General features: G+C 33.3%; 19 protein-coding genes and 1 pseudogene. 5 read left to right on the top strand and 15 right to left on the bottom strand.

What is annotated here, in order from left to right; all coding sequences use genetic code 11:
- Window position 1: 1 nt before the first annotated feature.
- Entirely contained in the window at window positions 2-535 is a 534-nt protein-coding gene (locus tag I5818_RS11955) for a sigma-70 family RNA polymerase sigma factor (protein ID WP_071974853.1), read from the bottom strand.
- 361 nt (window positions 536-896) lie between these two features.
- On the opposite strand from I5818_RS11955, the gene I5818_RS11950 reads away from it, so the two are divergent.
- Window positions 897-1,361, top strand: a complete 465-nt coding sequence (locus tag I5818_RS11950) for a low molecular weight protein-tyrosine-phosphatase (protein ID WP_058006725.1) — start codon at window positions 897-899, stop codon at window positions 1,359-1,361.
- A gap of 78 nt (window positions 1,362-1,439) precedes the next feature.
- Here the strand turns inward: I5818_RS11950 and I5818_RS11945 are convergent, their stop codons facing one another.
- The 3 genes from I5818_RS11945 to I5818_RS11935 all read right to left on the bottom strand — a co-directional run bounded on the left by I5818_RS11945 (window position 1,440) and on the right by I5818_RS11935 (window position 3,651).
- On the bottom strand, window positions 1,440-1,925 hold the full coding sequence (locus I5818_RS11945; RefSeq protein ID WP_058006726.1) for an NUDIX hydrolase: 486 nt from the start codon (window positions 1,923-1,925) through the stop codon (window positions 1,440-1,442).
- Between the two features lie 246 nt (window positions 1,926-2,171).
- Entirely contained in the window at window positions 2,172-3,047 is an 876-nt protein-coding gene (locus I5818_RS11940; protein WP_078110976.1) for a phosphotransferase family protein, read from the bottom strand.
- A gap of 79 nt (window positions 3,048-3,126) precedes the next feature.
- Window positions 3,127-3,651, bottom strand: a complete 525-nt coding sequence (locus tag I5818_RS11935; RefSeq protein WP_071974857.1) for a GNAT family N-acetyltransferase — start codon at window positions 3,649-3,651, stop codon at window positions 3,127-3,129.
- A 517-nt stretch (window positions 3,652-4,168) separates the two neighbouring features.
- On the opposite strand from I5818_RS11935, the gene I5818_RS11930 reads away from it, so the two are divergent.
- On the top strand, window positions 4,169-5,425 hold the full coding sequence (locus I5818_RS11930; protein WP_078110977.1) for a CYP152 family fatty-acid peroxygenase CypC: 1,257 nt from the start codon (window positions 4,169-4,171) through the stop codon (window positions 5,423-5,425).
- A 625-nt stretch (window positions 5,426-6,050) separates the two neighbouring features.
- Window positions 6,051-6,683, top strand: coding sequence for a Vat family streptogramin A O-acetyltransferase (locus I5818_RS11925; RefSeq protein ID WP_078110892.1), 633 nt, complete (start codon window positions 6,051-6,053; stop codon window positions 6,681-6,683).
- An 87-nt stretch (window positions 6,684-6,770) separates the two neighbouring features.
- On the opposite strand, the gene I5818_RS11920 is transcribed toward I5818_RS11925, so the two are convergent.
- On the bottom strand, window positions 6,771-7,307 hold the full coding sequence (locus I5818_RS11920) for an HAD-IIIA family hydrolase (protein ID WP_078110891.1): 537 nt from the start codon (window positions 7,305-7,307) through the stop codon (window positions 6,771-6,773).
- A gap of 32 nt (window positions 7,308-7,339) precedes the next feature.
- The gene (locus I5818_RS11915) at window positions 7,340-8,605 is read right to left on the bottom strand and encodes an MFS transporter (RefSeq protein WP_078110890.1); all 1,266 of its coding nucleotides are present in this window, start codon (window positions 8,603-8,605) and stop codon (window positions 7,340-7,342) included.
- A gap of 156 nt (window positions 8,606-8,761) precedes the next feature.
- Here I5818_RS11915 and I5818_RS11910 point away from each other — a divergent pair, with 156 nt between their 5' ends.
- Together I5818_RS11910 and I5818_RS11905 are read left to right on the top strand one after the other, a co-directional pair.
- Window positions 8,762-9,373, top strand: a complete 612-nt coding sequence (locus tag I5818_RS11910; protein ID WP_209391910.1) for a DUF2238 domain-containing protein — start codon at window positions 8,762-8,764, stop codon at window positions 9,371-9,373.
- 287 nt (window positions 9,374-9,660) lie between these two features.
- A complete protein-coding gene (locus tag I5818_RS11905; RefSeq protein ID WP_209391909.1) occupies window positions 9,661-10,911 on the top strand; it encodes a DUF445 domain-containing protein in 1,251 nt (416 codons plus the stop codon).
- A 239-nt stretch (window positions 10,912-11,150) separates the two neighbouring features.
- Here I5818_RS11905 and nadD read toward each other — a convergent pair whose 3' ends face one another.
- From nadD to I5818_RS11860, 9 genes and pseudogenes are all read right to left on the bottom strand, one after another.
- Complete coding sequence (gene nadD, locus I5818_RS11900; protein ID WP_058006733.1) at window positions 11,151-11,765, bottom strand: nicotinate (nicotinamide) nucleotide adenylyltransferase; 615 nt, start codon at window positions 11,763-11,765, stop codon at window positions 11,151-11,153.
- Between the two features lie 2 nt (window positions 11,766-11,767).
- A complete protein-coding gene (locus I5818_RS11895) occupies window positions 11,768-13,240 on the bottom strand; it encodes a nicotinate phosphoribosyltransferase (RefSeq protein WP_071974861.1) in 1,473 nt (490 codons plus the stop codon).
- Between the two features lie 14 nt (window positions 13,241-13,254).
- Entirely contained in the window at window positions 13,255-13,803 is a 549-nt protein-coding gene (locus I5818_RS11890) for a cysteine hydrolase family protein (RefSeq protein ID WP_071974862.1), read from the bottom strand.
- 93 nt (window positions 13,804-13,896) lie between these two features.
- Complete coding sequence (locus I5818_RS11885) at window positions 13,897-14,673, bottom strand: NUDIX domain-containing protein (RefSeq protein WP_071974863.1); 777 nt, start codon at window positions 14,671-14,673, stop codon at window positions 13,897-13,899.
- A gap of 96 nt (window positions 14,674-14,769) precedes the next feature.
- Window positions 14,770-15,258, bottom strand: a complete 489-nt coding sequence (locus I5818_RS11880; protein WP_071974864.1) for an SRPBCC family protein — start codon at window positions 15,256-15,258, stop codon at window positions 14,770-14,772.
- A 224-nt stretch (window positions 15,259-15,482) separates the two neighbouring features.
- Window positions 15,483-16,321, bottom strand: a pseudogene (locus I5818_RS11875) (YitT family protein).
- Between the two features lie 312 nt (window positions 16,322-16,633).
- Complete coding sequence (locus I5818_RS11870; protein ID WP_078110444.1) at window positions 16,634-17,392, bottom strand: SDR family NAD(P)-dependent oxidoreductase; 759 nt, start codon at window positions 17,390-17,392, stop codon at window positions 16,634-16,636.
- A 157-nt stretch (window positions 17,393-17,549) separates the two neighbouring features.
- A complete protein-coding gene (locus tag I5818_RS11865) occupies window positions 17,550-19,208 on the bottom strand; it encodes an ABC-F family ATP-binding cassette domain-containing protein (RefSeq protein ID WP_078110443.1) in 1,659 nt (552 codons plus the stop codon).
- A 235-nt stretch (window positions 19,209-19,443) separates the two neighbouring features.
- On the bottom strand, window positions 19,444-19,590 hold the full coding sequence (locus I5818_RS11860; RefSeq protein WP_169846920.1) for a hypothetical protein: 147 nt from the start codon (window positions 19,588-19,590) through the stop codon (window positions 19,444-19,446).
- Window positions 19,591-19,614: the final 24 nt, after the last annotated feature.

Genomic DNA, 19,614 nt, shown 5'->3' with positions numbered 1-19,614 from the left:
ATTATTCCTCCAATCCTTTCTTCAAGAGTTCCTTGGCTCTTTTAAGTCTTGTTTTAATAGTGTTTTCCTTCACTTCAATTACCATTGCGATATCTTTGATTGGCATTTCTTCAAAATAATAAAGATAAATCACTTCTCGATATTTTATTGGTAAGTTCATTACTGCTGAAGCCAGCATTTGATCCTCATCATTTTTAATAACAGTCTGTTCAGCACTTTCTTTTTGAGCACCCATATACGTAGATTCATTATCTGTAACGATTACCTTTGTGCGATACCAACTTTTTATATAGTCCTTACAATGATTAATTGCAATTCTCCACAACCATGTTCTTAACTTCGATTTTCCCTTATATGTATGAAGAGATTTGTAACATTTAACAAATATATCTTGGGCTAAGTCCTCGGCGACCTCTTTATTATTTACATATGAATAAACGAGCTGTAGGATCTCCTGTCCATACTTATTCATTATCTCGTCTATAAGGGCTTCCTTATCTTCTATTTCAAACACCTCTACTGTTAATTCATCCATATCCGTTCCTCCTTCCAATTTATTAGACGACGCCCTCCATTGAAAAGTTTTTTAAATTTCTAAAAAAATAGTTGGTAATGTCAATAGCGTAATAATACTCTACTTTAATGTCTCTATTGCTTTAAAGACTCATCTCTTTTATTACAGGAATGCGGTACTTTTATGAAAGAATAACTAATGACCATATATTGAAATAACTTAATTATAAAAATCATCGAGACTCATATAATCTAAGTACTTCATAATAATGGATGAATACATACGCCGTTCCAAATTTCTATGTAGTACATATTTTACAAATAGGTGTTCTGTACATGAGATCGTGTTTGTGAATAAAAGATAGATAAAAGGAGTAAAGTACATGATTAGTGTTTTATTTGTATGCTTGGGGAATATTTGCCGTTCACCAATGGCGGAAGCTTTGTTTCGTGACATGGTCAATAAAGAAAATTTAAATGAGAAATTTTTAGTTGATTCGGCTGCTACTAGTTCATGGCAAATCGGATTACCTCCTCATAAGGGAACTCTTGATATTCTAAAGAAATATAATATTTCTTCTAAAGGGCTAATTGGACGCTCATTAATAAAAGAAGACTTTTGGAAGTTCGACTATATTATAGGTATGGACATGAGTAACATAAAAAATATTTATAGTATTACCGGCAAACCTAACCATCCAAAGATAATAAGGTTGTTAGACCTCACAAAAGACAGAAAAGATATACCTGATCCATTTTTCACAGGCAACTTTGAAGAAACCTATAGTCTTGTTTCAACTGGCTGTCGGGCATTACTCAAGAAAATATGTAGGAAAGAAAACATATAGCATTGAATTAATCTACCTTTCCAACATAAAAAGCTGATTAACTCGAGTTAGTCAGCTCTAGCCTGTATAAGAAAATATTTATTTTACTACTTTCCAATCTTGGTATATCTCAGCATCTATCCCTAAATCCTTTGTTCTTAACCACTCAAATGCTTTTAAAACTAATGGTGAAGCATTATCCAAAGAAACATCTTTTTCGGTTACCCAAACGGCTCCCAATGAGTCTTGTCCTTCAAATTGTTCAGGTGTTTGTATGTTCCCACCAATAGTACGAACAGAATAATAGACCGCAATATGATGAACATCCGTAAACTCTTTCCATAACCAAGGCAGTTTAAAATCCACAACCCCAATGTTTTCCTGGATTTCTATTTCAAGTCCCGTTTCTTCAAGGAACTCTCTTTTCATTGCTTCCGATAAAGTTTCACCTTCTTTTAAACTTCCTCCAGGTAAGTCAAAACGATTAGTATATGGACCCCCATTTTTATTTATAACTAAGAGTTCTCCTTCTTCTACATAAATGCCGTAAACTCCAAATGCTCGGTGATATTTATTCTTAGACATATTGAGTTTTCCCCCTCATGATGTTTCCTTGTTTCATTGAACTCCCCATAAAAAAAGCTTTAATCCTTTTTGAACTATATCCCGTTAATAGCATATGAAAAAGCCTTCTAAATAACAGCTCTGTTCTTCTGTTCATGCACTTTTTAGCTCAATTAATAATCAATGGGTTTATCTTTTAGTTTGGTAATTATTAAGGATGACTTTTATTCTTTCAAATGATTCATCTAAAATGATGGAACAAGCAATTTATCTATAATCTTGGATTCCACTCTCAAAAGCTTCTCTATCACCATTTTCAATACCGTGTAGTGCTTCTTGTAAAGCAAATGTACTTTTATAAAATTTCACTCGTTCCGATATTTCATCACCGTTAGGGTACAGATTCATACACATATCAAAAAATTCTCTTCCGTAGCTGGAGAGTATTCCAGCAAAATCATATGCTGGGTCTCCTAAACCTGAACCACCAAAATCTATAATCCCAGAAATCCTACTTGTTTCAGGATTCCACAAGATGTTAGATGCACCGAAATCTCCATGTATAAGTGTTATATCTAAATTTGAGAACGATTTCCCTTCTAGGAAAGTTTCAAAGGATTGTGATACTTCTTTTTGAGCATCTTCTCTAATATAAGGAAATAATTTAGTTTGAATCTTGTCATACAGTTTATACATTTCTTCACGAGGATTACGAACTTTTAGGTTCAAATCTCTACGTACTTTTTCTCCTGAAATAGAGTGGAGTTCTACAAGAAAAGAAACAAGTTGTACTGCCAATCCTTTCATCATTTCAACACTCTTAATACCTATTAAACTTTCCTTCCATAATGGAACACCATCTATTAAAATATAGCCAGTGAAAGCCTTACCTGGTTCAAACTCTCCAAAGGACTCATAAATTGGATTTGGAATAGGACTTGAGACGATATCTTTAATATATTTCAAAATTTCCGTTTCTCTTCTTAATTGAATGATTCCATTTTTATTTTTCGGAAATCTAAAAACCAGTGAATAGTTTACAATTAGCACGTCATTATTCTGTCCAATCTCATTCGTATAAAAGTCTTCAATGGATAGGTCAGAATAAACCAATTGAATATTTCTAATTAAGTTATTATTCATATAGTAATACTCCCCCTTTTTTTGTCTTTTTCTATTGTTTTTATTTTAATGATCTCACCTGTTAGTAGTAGAATGAATACTAAAATATAGTGCGAATATCTTTCCAACCATACACAAGTTCGGATAGTATTTTTCCTCCAATTTCAACTTCAACACGATCTATATTTTGACCACCTAATGCTTCGTAGAAGTGACGTGAAGTATTATCTTTCAATACAAGAACAAGCATAGTGTTCAATCCCATGCCTTTAATTTCATCTATAACTGGTTTAATAAGTGCTGTTCCAATTCCTTGACCTTGATATTCTTTTAAAATATAAATGGCATATAGCTCTCCTTCGTACCCTTTATATTTACCGCTTCTTTCTTTTCCGCCCTTGGAAAAACCAACTATTTTTCCTTCATTGTTTTCTGCTACAAAAACACCTCCATAAGGAATGGCATCAGTCCACATTTGTTCACGACTTTCATATGAAAGATTATCTAAATATTCATCTGAAACAATATTGGCATAAGTTGTTTTCCAACTGTCAACGTGTACTTTAGCTATTCCTTCTGCATCAGTTAAAACAGCTTTTCTAATCGTTATAAATTCATTTATCATTCCATTGCCACCTCTACTTTTTATAACCATACTATTTACTTCATCATTCTTCATGAAATAACCTGCCTTTTATTCGAATAAAAAAGCTGCTGAACTCTTAGATCTTCAACTCCTTTCCTCTTAATTCACAATCCTCTTTTTCTACTTCCAATATTATCAACTTTGAGGTATCAATAGATCATATAACAATTCACAGCTTTCAATATATTTACTTTTCCATTATCAATAGGATCTTTTTCATTATTTTTTTGCATATGCAAGAGCATGGTAATACACCCTTGATCCCTCTGTTATCATCACTCTTCATTACGCCTTTGATAGTGACCGACTTCATATTTGAGTCATTTGCAACTTTTTTATTCTCTCAACCATCTGTTGTATAGATTCTTCTATTATTAGGAAAAAACTAACCTTGAAATATTCAAAAACATAAGAAGATGATTCTTCTAAGAGTAATTAGGGTAAATTATCAAATAATAATAATTACTATTCCACAGAAAAAATGGAGCTGGATCAAATGGAAAAAATTAAAAAGATACCCAAAGAAGATGGATTAGACCATAGCTTAAGTATGCTTAGAGAAGGTTATATGTTTATACCAAATAGATGTCAAAGCTTTCAGTCCAATATTTTCGAGACACGATTGCTTGGTAAAAAAGCAATCTGTATGACGGGGAATGAAGCGGCAGAAGTTTTTTATGATACGGATAAGTTTGCAAGGAAAGACGCAGCGCCTAACCGTTTAATTCAAACCTTATTTGGAAAAAATGGGGTTCAAGGATTAGATGGTGAAAAACATAAACATCGTAAGGAAATGTTTATGTCCCAAATGTCTCCCTATGAACTAAATAAACTTAAAGTTATAGCTGAAAAACAGTGGCAAAATGCGTTAGATAAATGGGGAAATATGAAAAAAGTGATATTATTTGATGAGGTGAAAGAAATTTTATGTAAATCCGCCTGCCAATGGGTAGGTATTTCTGTTCAAGATGAGGAAATGACAAATCTAACAAAAGATCTAGCTGCAATGTTTGAATCACCTGCTAAAATCGGTCCAACTCATTGGCGTGGGAGGAAAGCAAGAAATCAAGTAGAAACCAACATGAGTGAGCTGATTAGCAACATTCGGGATGGAAAGCTGAAAATCTCAGAAAATACACTATTGCATCAATTTACCTGGCATAAGGATCTTAACGGGGAGCTTCTTAATACTGAAACTGTTGCTGTAGAAGTCATTAATATATTGCGTCCTATTGTGGCAATTTCAATTTATATTAATTTTCTTGCGGTTGCACTACATCATTATCCTCATGAAAGGGATAAACTAGTGAAAAATGATGAAGATTATTATTGGATGTTTGTACAAGAGGTACGGCGTTTTTATCCATTTTTCCCAATGGTAGCAGCATTAGTTAAAAACGATTTTATCTGGAACGGCTATTTATTCAAAAAAGGAACATTAACCCTATTAGATCTTTACGGAACGAATCATGACCCAAAAATATGGGATCAACCTGATGAGTTTAATCCAAATCGATTTGCTCAATGGGAGGAAAATCGATTCAATTTTATACCCCAAGGTGGTGGTGATTATCTTCTTGGACACCGTTGTGCAGGAGAATGGGTCACTATAGAAATCATGAAGATAAGTCTAAATTTCCTTGTGAATCATATGGAATACGATATACAAGACCAAGATCTTAGCTATAGCATGGTGAATATTCCAAGCATTCCTCACAGTAAAATTATTCTAAGTAATGTTCAATCAAAATAGGCTAATTAACTTTCAAAGACTCTGTTGTGTGAAATAGAGAATTTGAGGACAGTCTTTCCCTTTTAAAATCATCTTTATGTCATTTTTTAGAGAAACACAAAAAAATAGTTTCGAAATGAAAAAATCACCAAGGGAATTCCTTATCATTCAGAAGTGAACATCAACAGTAACTAATATTCAATTCATAGAAAGGCAGATTGTCTTGCCTTTCTTTTTTATTGTATATAGCCCTCATATGTAAAAATAAAGAAGTATTATGTATTGTTTACTAACTGATCCCATTATCCCTACCCTAATAATAATCGGGATTTTTCCTTTTCCTTCGAATCACATACAGATTATCTATGATTTTATAAAAAAGAAGATATGAGCAAAAAAATTTCATTTTAAAATTATTTACTCACTAAATAACAAGAAAGATTAAATGAAGTTTGAAGGTTTGAAGGAATTTGACGATGACTATCGAAGTAAAGAAGGAGAGTTCATTTTAATACTCTTAATTAATCTAATTTACACTTATTAAAAGCTGTTTTCGCATAGTTTGTGTGTAATAAAAATTAGAAGGGGATATCAAGTAATACGCTGTATTCTTGCAATCTATATAATGCAAAGGAGAGATTTTTATATGCAATATGGACCCGATCCTAATGCCATCTACCCAAATGAAGCAATTAAAAGTATATGCTTTATTAAAAACGTTATAACACGTCCAAATATTATTGTCGGTGACTACACATATTATGATGATATGAATGGTGCTGAAAAGTTTGAAGAGCATGTCACACATCACTATGAATTTATTGGTGATAAACTGTTTATCGGAAAATTTTGCGCTATCGCAAAGGGTATTGAATTTGTAATGAATGGTGCAAATCATCGAATGTGCAGTGTCACTACCTATCCATTTAACATTATGGGCAATGGCTGGGAGAAATCAACTCCTTCACTATCAGACTTACCACTAAAAGGTGACACTGTAATTGGAAATGATGTGTGGATTGGTCAAAATGTCACCGTAATGCCCGGTGTGCATATTGGTGATGGAGCAATTATTGCTGCCAGTTCTGTCGTTTCAAAAGATATTCCCCCTTACCATATTGCAGGCGGGAATCCCTGCAATATTATTAAAAAAAGATTTGATGATGAGCTCATCGATTATCTTCTTACTATTAAATGGTGGGATTGGCCTGCCTGTAAAATTTTTGATAATCTTGATACACTATGCAGTGGGGATTTGTCTAAAATTAAGAAAATTTAAAGCTCACTTGGAGCAATAAGGGGGAAGTCGAGAATACAGGTTCTTTGCTTCCCGCTTTGCTAGTTTAATTACTGTTCCAGCCACTACTCATTCCATGATCCAATTCACTGCATCTCGCAAATCTTCTGCTATATAATTAGGTGAAACTTCTGCCCATCTTCCAAAAAACTCAGCATTTTTATATTTTTGATATTCGTTCATTCCTGCACCAGTTTTTACGAGGATTTTCATACATCCAGCCAAATCCGCAGCAAGCATATCTGTCCATCGATCTCCTATAACCATACATTTTCTTAAATCCAAGTCATTTTCTTTGGCAGCAGCCATTAACATACCTGGTGATGGCTTTCTACATCTACACCCTTCAAGATGTTCATGAGGACAAAGATAGATTTTATCAAAACCGAACTTTTTTAATTCTATTTCGAAATCCTCTTTATTAACTTCTCCCCTACTAACCCCTGGCTGATTAGTTAATGCATAAATCTTTAAACCACTGCTTCGTAATTGTTCAAGTGCTTTTTCTACATATGGATACATTTCGAATTCTCCAGGAAAAATCGCTTGATCGTTCCCTCCAATAGTTCCATCACGATCAATAAATACAGCTTGAATTGAGTTCATCAATTATTTACTCCCTCCGCTCTATTAACCATCTATTTACCTAAACCATCTGTATGTATCACTTGATTACTAGTTAATTTTTTATACAAAAATATGCTACACCATGCGAGCATTAATAAGAGTAAAACAATGGAGCTTCCCCAATATAAATAATAATATCCGTTTACTTTTTCGATAAAATAATAACCAGTGAATGGACCGATTGCGGCTCCTAAATCTTGGACAATCGAGTAAATCGTCAAAAAAGAAATAGCATTTGTTTCCCTCGCTACATCACTCGCAATAGCGTCTGTTAAAGTAGTTATAGCTGTAGAAGCAGCCATTACGAGCAGGATCATGAATAACCATACGAAAATGGCTAGGTGTAAGGAAAGCATGCCGAATAATATCGACGAAAGAGCTAAGAAACCGATATAAAGTGGAATCCTTCCTCTTTTTCCATCAGACCATATGCCTACCTTCGTACCTAGAAATGGTTCCCATACCCACCGTGCTGATTGAATGCTACCAGATAAAGCCGTTACACTAATCACAATACCTAATAAAGAAGGTTTTTCTCCGAAATGGTACTCGATTAAGCTACTTAATGTAGCTGTTAAAATCCCCTGTATAAGCATGGCAATAAAAAAACCGCTAAACATAATGGTTATAGTGGATCCGATGTCATTTTTAAAGAAACCTTTATTTGTAGATTTTTTAGGCACAGTTTCAGATGAAATTGGTTGTTCTTTTAATCTAAAAAGTATGATAGGTAAACCTGCAACTGATACGATGCCAAATAAAATGGAAATAATATTAAAGCCAAATAATGGCACAAGAATTCCGCCTAATAACATGCCAAATAAACTACCTAAGCGATGAAGCCCATTATATAATCCCATCGCCTTGCCCCTACTATTATTTTCAGCAAACAAAACAACTGCTGATAAACCACCAATCCGAAAGAATGACCATGCGATCCCCCATAACCCTCGTAAAATAACCCATCCGATAAAGCCTTCTACTACTCCATATCCAACGGTCGTTAAAGATCCGATAATAACAGCAATTAAAAGACCGGTTCTTAAGGTAATTTTTTTATAAATCCATCCTATGATCGGATTTGCAGGTAATCGTACAAAGCGATTAATTGATAATAAAAAACCTACTTGCCATATAGATGTTAATCCTGCGTCTTTCCAATAAATTGGCAACGTGATATACAGCATTGAATCGCCGATTAAGCAAAGCGCTGTAGCAATAGAAACAATAATTATATGATTATTTTCTAACTTTTTCATTTTCCTATTACTAACCACTTCACTCCACCCCTGTATCCTATTACTATACAAAGAATACTTAAATTTATCAAACATTAAAATTATTCAAATACTTATTAAATCCGTCTTTAACTCTTTCGCATAATTTGAATAGATAGATGGTAACACTATTGCAAAAAGGAGATATTTTCATAAATGAAAAACGTAAAATTTTCCCACTTCTTTTTATTTATTATTATTATCATATTCCTTCTATGGTCTGTCATTCAGGCTAATGATTATTTTACATGGATGCTTGAAGTTTCACCTGCGGTCATCGGTCTATTGGTTCTCCTTTTTACCTATACCCGATTCCGATTGACAACCCTTTCCTATTTAATTATCACTATTTTAGTCGTTCTTATGTTTATTGGTGGGCATTACACATATGCCGATGTACCACTATTCAGTTGGTTAAAGGATGAATTTCATTTGCAGCGAAATAATTATGATCGTTTTGGCCACTTTGCAAAAGGAAGTTTTATTATTGTAATCCGCGAGCTTCTTCTTAGGAATACATGTATAAAGCCTTCAAAATGGCTGATTTGTATTACTTTATCCATCATTCTTGCTATTTCAGCGATATATGAAATAATAGAATGGCTTGTTGCTAAGATAGTTGGAAGATCGGCAAAAAGTTTCCTTGCAACTCAAGGGGATGTTTGGGATTCACAGTGGGATATGTCATTAACTTTTATTGGTGCGATCCTTTCTCTATTATTACTCTCAAAATTACATAACCGTATTATGAACAAGGAGCTTAAATAGATCTTTGTATGCCTTTATTAGCTGATTTTTTTAAGGATGATATTCAACAACCGGGAACATATATCTTAACCATTCTTTAATGACGATAGGTTGGAGTACGTTTAAAATGTCATTTCAGTTTTACATACTTTAAATAATGAAGAAAAAAGCTGATTTAAGTTAACATAATATGTTTATTTTTATACATCATTCTTCCATTTATCAGCAATAAGCATTAAAATGTTTTTATTAATAGCTCTTAATTACATATTGTAAATAAGTATTTGGCAGTAAAAGGATGATTGATTATGGTGAAAAATTCTAAGTATTTAGCGAGAACATCGCTTGCAGTTATGGGAATTGGTTTTATAGCCACCCTCCCCTTTGAGCATTCCAACCCATTTTTAGGATTGCTACAAGGTGGTTTTGAAGCTGGAATCGTCGGTGGTTTAGCAGACTGGTTTGCGGTCACAGCTCTTTTTAGGCATCCATTAGGAATACCTATACCACATACCTCTTTATTATCAAAAAACCGAAAACGTATAACGAAAGCTCTCGTTTCTACAATTGAAAATGACTGGCTTTCGAAAGAAAGTATAGTAAATAAACTTAAGAACATACAGTTGACAGTAAAGCTATTAGCGGTAGCAAAAAAAGAGATGTATTCTGAAAGATTTAAAAAAGGAATCCTCTCTTTAATTGAAAAAATAATTAAACATATAGATCTAACAAAATTTATTCCAGTCATTATTGAACAGATAAAAAGTTATATTCATTCCTATAAGGTAAAAACCTTGCTTCCAAACATAGTTAAACTAATTGAAGATCGACAATATGATCATAAAGCATTGGACTACCTATTGGAGCAAGCAGAAAGCTGGGTAGCAAAAGAAGAGAGTAAAATCCAACTTGGGAGTGCAGCTATCAAAGCTCTGAATAAAATTGAGTTGGATGGATTTTTACAATTTGCTTTAAAGTCTTTCCAAAGCTTAGTAAATGAAGAAAAACTCGGAAAAATTATTCAAACCCTGTTGAAGAATATTATGAATGACCTAAAACATCAGGATAGTGAAAACCGTGAAAAACTTCTACAATCCATTCAATCCGGGTTAGATAATCTAAAAAATAATGAGCAATTGATTAATGAAATAGAAGGATTAAAGGATGCTATTCTTTCTAAATGGAACCCACATGACCAATTAGAAGGAATGATCGAAAGTTTTAGACATAGAGCAATTGCTTATATTCATGAAGATAGGTTTTGGGATGAATCCCTCTTTCCCTTGTTAAATGGAATATTGGATAATTATAGTAATGATGAACAAAAAATTGCATCTATCGAAACCTGGTTACATACACAAATTACAAACTTAATCGAAGTCAACCATTCAAAAATAGGGAAGCTTGTCCAGGAAAACCTGGATAAACTGGATGATGAAATGTTGATTAACATGATTGAGAATAATGTGGGCAAAGATCTACAATGGATTCGGGTGAATGGGGCTATTTGTGGTTTTATTATTGGTCTCTGTATTACTGCAATCAAGCTTATCCTCTAATTTAAGAAAGGATGATTATTTTTGTGGCTAGTCACTCAATAATCATCCTTTTTTAACAAGACTCTTTTCCAAAATCATGTTGCTATTTAAGTAGAGATTAAAAGAATTGAAAAAAGCTGCAAACTTCATAAGAATACAGAACCTGTTTATAAGTGTAAAAGTCCGAAGTTAGGCTTTTACAAATGCTACAAACTATACGAAAACAGCCTGTAAATAAAAATTACTGCAAACACTTAAAATTATTTATATAAATCGTGATTGATACAATATTCATAACATTTTCCTGGTAATAAATATCTTGGTTCTCCACCTAATTTAAATTCCTCTCTAATATAAGTTGAACTAATTTCCATAGACAATCCCTTATCAATTAAATGAAATGTATTTCCATCATCATTATTTCGTAGAATGGGAGATTTGCTAATCGCTTTAACCATATCAATGCCATCACGTGCCATTACAATAAATTTATTTTCTTTCACCAGTAATTCAGAATTTCCCCAACGTCCCTCTCCTATATCAATAAGAAGATCGGCCCCCATTATAAAATATATTTCATCATTTTTATATTTTTGTTTAAAGTACTTTAATGTTTCATACGTTGAGATTTTCCATGCATCTTGTAGCATTTCATAATTATCTGCAATAAAGCGTTCATTATCTTTAATAGCTAATTGAACCATGTTCCAGCGGTGTTCATCCTTTGTATTCATTTGTTTGTCCTTCCGCTTATTTGAGCATGGCAGAAAAATTACCTTATCTAATTTACATCGGTGCGCAACTGTACTTGCTGTCCATAAATGAACATTTGTAATTGGATCAAATGAAGATCCATATATTCCAATTTTCCCCACAATTATTCCCCCTGAATATTTAAACGTTTATTCATTTCTTCTTTCACTTCATGAATTTTATTCATTTTATGATTCCAGCATTCTTGACTTAAGTCCACTGGGTATTCCTCTGGATTTAATGGACGCTTATATTCATCCCATAATAGTTTTAAATTTTCTTTAACCATTTTCTGAATTTGTTGAAGTGAAGGTGCTTCATAAACCAATTGTCCATCTTGAATAATCAAATGATGAAGCTCTCTTGCCTCGAAATTTGTTACGAACTTACTAATAAATGTGTGAACAGGATGAAACATTTTAAGTCTCTTTTCTTCCTGTGGATTCTCATGATCTAATGCAATATAGTCACCTTCGGATTTACGATTTGTTTTATTGATAATTCTATAAACCCTCTTAAGCCCAGGTGTAGAGACTTTCTCTGGATTTCCACTAATTTTAATCGTATCAACCATATTTTTATGCTCATCTTCAATGGAGACTAGTTTATATACAGCGCCTAATGCAGGCTGATCATAGGCGGTAATAAGCTTCGTTCCAATTCCCCAAATATCAATTTTTGCTCCTTGTGCCTTTAGATTCATAATGGTATTCTCATCAAGATCATTGGAGGCAATAATTTTTGCTTGCTTAAAGCCAGCTTTATCTAACATTTCCCTCGCTTTTTTAGATAGAAATGCTAAATCTCCACTGTCTAAGCGAATCCCTTTAAAATTGATTTTATCACCTAGTTCTTTAGCTACTTTAATTGCATTTGGAACTCCCGATTTTAAGGTATCGTATGTGTCTACTAAAAATACACAATCTTTATGCGTCATCGCGTATTTATGAAACGCTACATATTCATCTTGGTATGCTTGAATCATAGAATGGGCATGGGTTCCTGAAATAGGAATATCAAATAATTTACCTGCTCGTACATTTGAGGTTGCCTCAAATCCTCCTATATAAGCTGCTCGTGTTCCCCAAATAGCAGCATCCATTTCCTGCGCCCTTCTTGTACCAAATTCCATTGCTACTTGTTCACCAATTACTTGTTTGATTCTTGAGGCTTTAGTTGCTATAAGCGTTTGATAGTTCACAATATTCAATATAGCCGTTTCTATTAATTGAGCTTCGATAAGCGGTGCCTCGATACGAATTAATGGTTCATTTGCAAATATAATCTCTCCTTCAGTCATTGCTCGCATCGTTCCAGTGAATCGCAATGTTTTTAAATAACTGAGAAAGTCTTCCTGATAACCTTCTTCTCTTAAATATTGAATATCTGTTTCTGAAAAATGGAAGTGATTTAAATAATCAATGACCTTCTCCAAGCCTGCAAATACAGCATAGCCATTTCCAAAAGGCATTTTACGAAAATATGCCTCAAAGACAGATTTTTTCAAATGGATTCCATCTCTCCAATATGTTTCTGCCATATTAATTTGATACAAATCAGTGTGTAATGCATAGCTATCATCCTTATATTTATACATATTTATTCCTCCTATTAAATCACATTAGCTCCTAATGTATGTTTGAAATGTTCTAACGCCCATTGATGACCTAATTGGTTGAAGCTGGCCACACAATCCTCATAGACGGTAAGTTGAAAGCCTTTATTATAAGCATCGATTGCAGTGTGAAGGACACATATATCTGTACATACTCCCACTAAATGTAGATCTGTTATACATCGTTCCCTTAATTTAATTTCTAAATCAGTACCTGCAAATGCAGAATACCTTGTTTTGTTCATCCAGTATACATTGTTCTTTTGTTTATTATGTTGATAAATTTCATTTACTTTCCCATATAATTCTCTTCCCTTTGTACCTTTAAGATTATGAGGGGGAAAAAGCTTATTCTCTGGATGATATTTATCATTTCTCTCATGAATATCAATTGCAAAGACCACAAAGTCATTATTTACAATAAATGTACTCGTTATGTCAGCAATTGCCTGTTCTATTAATTGACCTGGTTTCCCACAGGTTAATGCCCCATCCTCAGAAACAAAATCGTTTGTATAATCAATTTGAATTAACGCTTTTTTCATGATAAAAGCCTCCTTTTATTTAACAAGTTGTTAATTATAAATGTTAAAAAAAATCAATATGTGGGTTAAGCTGTATTAACCCACCTGTAAAAATTAATATCTTGCTGTATAAATAGGTTTGACTATATCCATTTCAATAAATTCATATAATTGAGTAGGGATTTTTGACGTTCTTTGTGTTTTCTGACCTATAACTGGCTTTATAAACGGAAGAGATTTTATTTTTCTAGCAAAGCTTTGATCACTTGCAATTGCAGGATCGTCCGTTACTGTTAATAATAAAGCTTGAAGCTCAGAATAAGTAAAATACTTCGGTAAAAAGTTTTTGGCAACTGTTGTTTGAAGTAAATCGCCTGTTATTTGTTTTATGGCATCCTGAATTATTTGTTTATGATCGAAAGCTAATTCAATTCGAGATATATCTTCTAATGAGAATAGTTCTACTTCTGCTGCATCATCATTTGCTTGACGTGTAGATAAGTATTGCTCAGGGACAATTGCATAATGAGCATTCGAAATAATCCAGCCCCGCGGGTCTCTTCCAGGTTGATCGTACACGCCAAAATGCTTTATGTGAATACCTTTTACCCCTGTTTCTTCTTCCAGTTCACGCCCTGCTGCCTCTAAAGCAGATTCATTCTCTTGTACAAACCCACCCGGTAAAGCCCACTTCTCTGCTTCAATATTTAATTGTCCTTCCGCATTAAGCTTTGATCGCTTTATAAGCATAAGCTTCAATTGCATAAGGGGTGGTTTGTATTCAGCCAGTTGTTTGGAAACAATTGTAAATACAGCGATATCTGAAGTATAACCATCAGGTGTGCGAAATTTTTTGATATCATATTGTCTTAATGCTTCTTCATTTGACATTTGGTAGCCCTTCTCTTTAATTAACGATTTGTTAATTAAAATTATATCCTTAAAAAAGGAATTGTCAATAGTAAATCAAATTTTTTTTTGATTACATTACTCAGGCTGACAACACAATTCGCCTTCACCTTTTTCGATAGCTGCCTTTAAACTATTGAGTACCTGTACCCAAGCCATTTGATGCCATTGAAATGCCTCTGACCATTCATTTGTATCTTTGAAACCATCATGAATAACCTTAACAGAAGTTTTATCTTCATCAATCGTTTGAAAGCTTACTTTAACAACAGTCAATTCATTATTATTCATCACTTCATTAAATTGGTCAGGACCCTTCCAGGAAAAATGCAATTCCTTCTGATGAGCAAGATGAAGAACTTTACATCCCTTTGTATTCATGCCCTCTTTATTACCAGGCACGAAATATAACTCATATGCACCACCAATTTCAGGTTCAATCACAGTCTCAGGGGCAAACCATTCTGAAACTCTACTCGAAATTGTCCATGCATGCCACACTAGATCCAAAGGCGCATCAATTGATACTTCATGTGTTAATTGTCTATCTTTCGTAATATTATTCACTTACAACTTCCCCCTTCCGAATGATTTAATATTCTATTAATTCACTCTATTATACTGTTAAAAATCTCCATTCACAAACTATTTCTAAATGACAAGTTTGTGGACATGAATAATTCTATACTAAACTAATTGTTTAATGTTGTTTAATAAATAACCGTAATGATCATCTATTAAAATAAAAAAACTGACTCAAGAATTTTTCCTCGAATCAGCTTTCATAAACCTTATGCTTTTGAAATATCAATAAATCCTTCACCAAATACATCTCGGACATCATGGATTGCAATAAACGCATTTAAATCCACTTTTTTTACGATTCTTTTTAGCTTCACTACCTCTTGCTTACTAATGACAATATAGAGTATATCTTTTTGATTTTTCGTATAATATCCATGTCCTGAAAATACTGTCACACCTCTGTCCATAAGAGTAATTACTTGCTGGGCAATTAAATCAGGTTGGTTTGAAATGATGGTAACTGCCTTTTTCGGATTTACACCTTCAATTACAAATTCCATCACTTTTGTGCCAATATATAGCATGATAATTGTCAACATCAGTTTTTCAACGCCAATGATAAAATAGGAAGAGAAAGCAACAATTAAATCAAAAAAGAGCAAGCCATAACTAATGCTCCACCCAAGATATTTATGTGTAATTCGAGCTAAAATAGTTGATCCAGCTGTCGTTCCACCTACTCGGATAATCATTCCGATACCAACTCAGCAAATATCCCTCCGAAAATGGCATTAACAAATAGTTCATTGGAATCAATTCTCCAATGTTCAGTTAAGTGAAGGAATATGGAGTTAAATACAACTGCAATAATCGTATAAATCGTTGTCGTTTTGTTCAAAAACTTATATCCAACAAGCAATAATAATAAATTAAGAACAAAGTTTATCAGTCCTGGACTCCATTGAAAAAGATAATAAAGTATAATCGTTGTCCCTGTAACTCCGCCTTCACCTAAATCATTGGGAATTACAAAAAGATTGACAGCTAATGCAAATATAAATGCACCAACAATTAGAAACAAAATATCTATTAACCTTTTTTTCATACGTACCACCTTAGTCTATCCTTGATGAATCATTTCATTATACGTTTTAATAGATTTAGTTTCAATACTTATTAAAAAACGGGTTTATTTCCTTTAATTTAAGGCATATTTACAACAAAATTGTTTTGATTTTTTTCTATGATTAATTATTAAAAACGTATTTAAAAATGCCATTCAATGATTCTTAATCAAAGAAGATCCCACTGGAAGTAATTTCTAGTGGGATGATAGAATCAAAATTTAATTGTTACTTCATGTCATTTTAAACAAACGTTACATGCATTATTTTATACCAATCTTCCTCGATCTTTTCTATACAGTTAAACTACCATCTACTGATACGATAGAGCCTGACATAAAGCTAGCTTTATCAGAAGCTAGGAATAAAACAGCTTCTGCTACCTCATCAGGTTCACCATGACGTCCCATGCGCATTGGCGACATTTCTTCAGGAACATATCCTGTTTTTTCTAATGTTTCTCCTACACTTTTAAATAATGGTGTTACGATTCCACCTGGACATACTGCATTAATTCGAATTCCCTTATTTGCATATTCAATTGCTGCTCCCTTTGTTGATCCAATAACCGCATGCTTACTTGCAGAATAAACTGCAATACTGTGTTCTGGACGAATTCCTGCAGATGATGCCGTATTAATAATTGAGCCCCTCCCTTGTTCAAGCATTATAGGGATCACATATTTCATACCAAGAAATACACCCTTTACATTAATATCCATAATTCTCTCATATTCCTCTAATTCAACAGTTGTAAACGGTGCAAATTTTTGAATGATACCAGCATTATTGAAAAATACATCAATACGGCCATATTTATCAACAGTTTTTTGTACATAGGCTTGTACATCATCTTGATTTGAAACATCCGCTTTGACGAAAATACATTCTCCTCCTTCATTACGAATTAGGTTAAGTGTTTCTTCTCCCGTCGCTGGATTAAAATCTACAAGAACAACTTTATACCCATTACCTGCTAATTTAATGCTTGTAGCTCTACCAATACCACTACCTGCTCCTGTAACGACGGCAACTTGATTATCATTTGACATATTCAGATTCCTCTTTCCTGTAATTAAATTAATTGTTTGGAACATTATTCACTAAAGATTTTCTTTTTGCTAATCTCTCATTAATCATAGTCAAATAGATTCCTAATGATATAGAATCACTGGAGGACCTCTGCAATTCACTTGAATTCTCTCCATCTTACTTTCTATTTGAGGAATCGATTGATTCGACTTTTTTAGAATGAGATTTGCTTCTTATATAATCATCATAATTACCATTGTAATTAGTGACTCCTGTTGGCTGAAGTTCTAAGATTCTAGTTGCTACCTTATTAATAAAATATCGATCATGTGAAATAAAAAATATGGTACCCTCGTAATTCAATAATGCTGTTTCCAATATCTCTTTAGTAAACAAATCTAAATGATTCGTCGGTTCATCTAGTAATAGTACATTTGCCTTTTCTAGCATTAGTTCAGTAAGTGCAACCCGAGCTTTCTCACCACCACTTAGCGCGGAAATTTTCTTAAAAACATCTTCGCCGTTAAATAAGAAATTCCCAAGTATTGTACGAATTTTCGCTTCTTCTTCGTGAGGAAACTTAGTCCAAACCTCTTGAAGAATGCTCTCCCTGGAGTTCAAAGTAGCTTGTTCTTGATCATAATAGCCAATCTTAACTTCATTGCCCCATTTAATTTCCTCACTTGTGAGTGTATTATTGACTAATTTTTTAATCAATGTTGATTTTCCAATACCATTGGGTCCAATTAATGCAACCTTATCCCCTCTATGCATTTGAAAAGTAATATTCTTTATTAAAGAATAGCTATTATCTTTATCAGCAAAAAGAGCTAGGTCCTTTACATCTATTACTTCTTTATGTGATTTTTTTTCGATTGGAAAAGATAGTTTTGTTTTCTTTAAATCTCCAAGAGGTTTATCTATTCGTATAATTCGTTCAAGCTGCTTTCGTTTATTTTTTGCACTTTTGGATGATGTTGCCCGAACGATGTTTCGTTGAATATAATTTTCCATTTTTGCTATATCTTCCTGTTGTTTAACATATTTCTTCGATAGAATTTCTTGATCCTTCTCTTTACTTTCAACATATTTTGAATAATTACCCACATATCTGCGAGCTTCTGTGCGCTCAATTTCATAGATGGAGGATACAAGGGAATCTAAAAAGTATCGATCATGAGAAACGATCAGGATCGTTCCTACAAATGAATGTAAATAATTCTCTAACCATGTTAAGGTTTGTAAATCTAGATGGTTGGTTGGCTCATCTAATATAAGTAAATCAGGCTGTTGAAGTAATATTTTGGCTAATGCTAATCTTGTTTTTTGCCCTCCACTTAACGTATTTATTTGTGTACTAGTTGAAATATCACTAAAACCCATTCCGTTTAAGATTCTATGAATTTTTGCTTCTTTTTCATACCCATCATTCTGCATAAACCAATCTGATTTGTTGGCATAACGATTCATCGTTTTTTCGTACTCGTTTGAATCTGTCATACTTGCTGGATTTGCCATCATGCCCTCAAGCTCACGAAGTTCTTTTTCAACTTGAAGTAAATGATCAAAAACGCTCATCATTTCATTCCAAATGGTCAGCTTATCTCGCAGACCGCTATCTTGACGAAGATAGCCGATTTTTGTTTCCTTTTTTATGTGGATTTCTCCGTTATCATAAGGAATTTCTCCAGCGATGATTTTTAATAAGGTTGATTTTCCCGCACCATTGACTCCAACCAACCCTACCCTTTCACCAGCTTCAATTTTCATCGATATATTAGAAAGTATCTGCTCCCCAGAGTAATACTTATCAATCCCATTTAGTTGCAGTAACATTTTTTCACACTCTTTCTTGTATTATTGTTTTCCAAAGGGCTTTATCCAAAAACGTTAAAGACTTTAAATAAGCCCATAAAAAAAAGACGCCGAATATATCGGCGTCTATCACATAATTTAATAAGCTTTGTATCCAGAAAGAAATAATCGTCAAAAACACAAAAAGGACGCCTAAACAGCTGGCGTCCAAAATATTATGATCATGTCAACTCATAAAATCTATTGATATTTTCAATTAAGGAGCAAAAAGCATCCGACAGCTGTTTTCGATATGAAGTTTGCTTAAAAAAGGGCAGACTAATCCCTTTACTAGCAAATCCCCTAACAATCTTGGTGCTTTTACCATTTCTTCCAATTGTGACATAACGAAAACAGAATCCATTGCTTATTGCCTCCTTTCTCATTT

The sequence above is a fragment of the Heyndrickxia oleronia genome, from assembly GCF_017809215.1.
GTDB classification, from domain to species: domain Bacteria; phylum Bacillota; class Bacilli; order Bacillales; family Bacillaceae_C; genus Heyndrickxia; species Heyndrickxia oleronia.
Note: the sequence above shows the minus strand (reverse complement) of the source record. Positions and strands in the feature narration are given on the sequence as shown.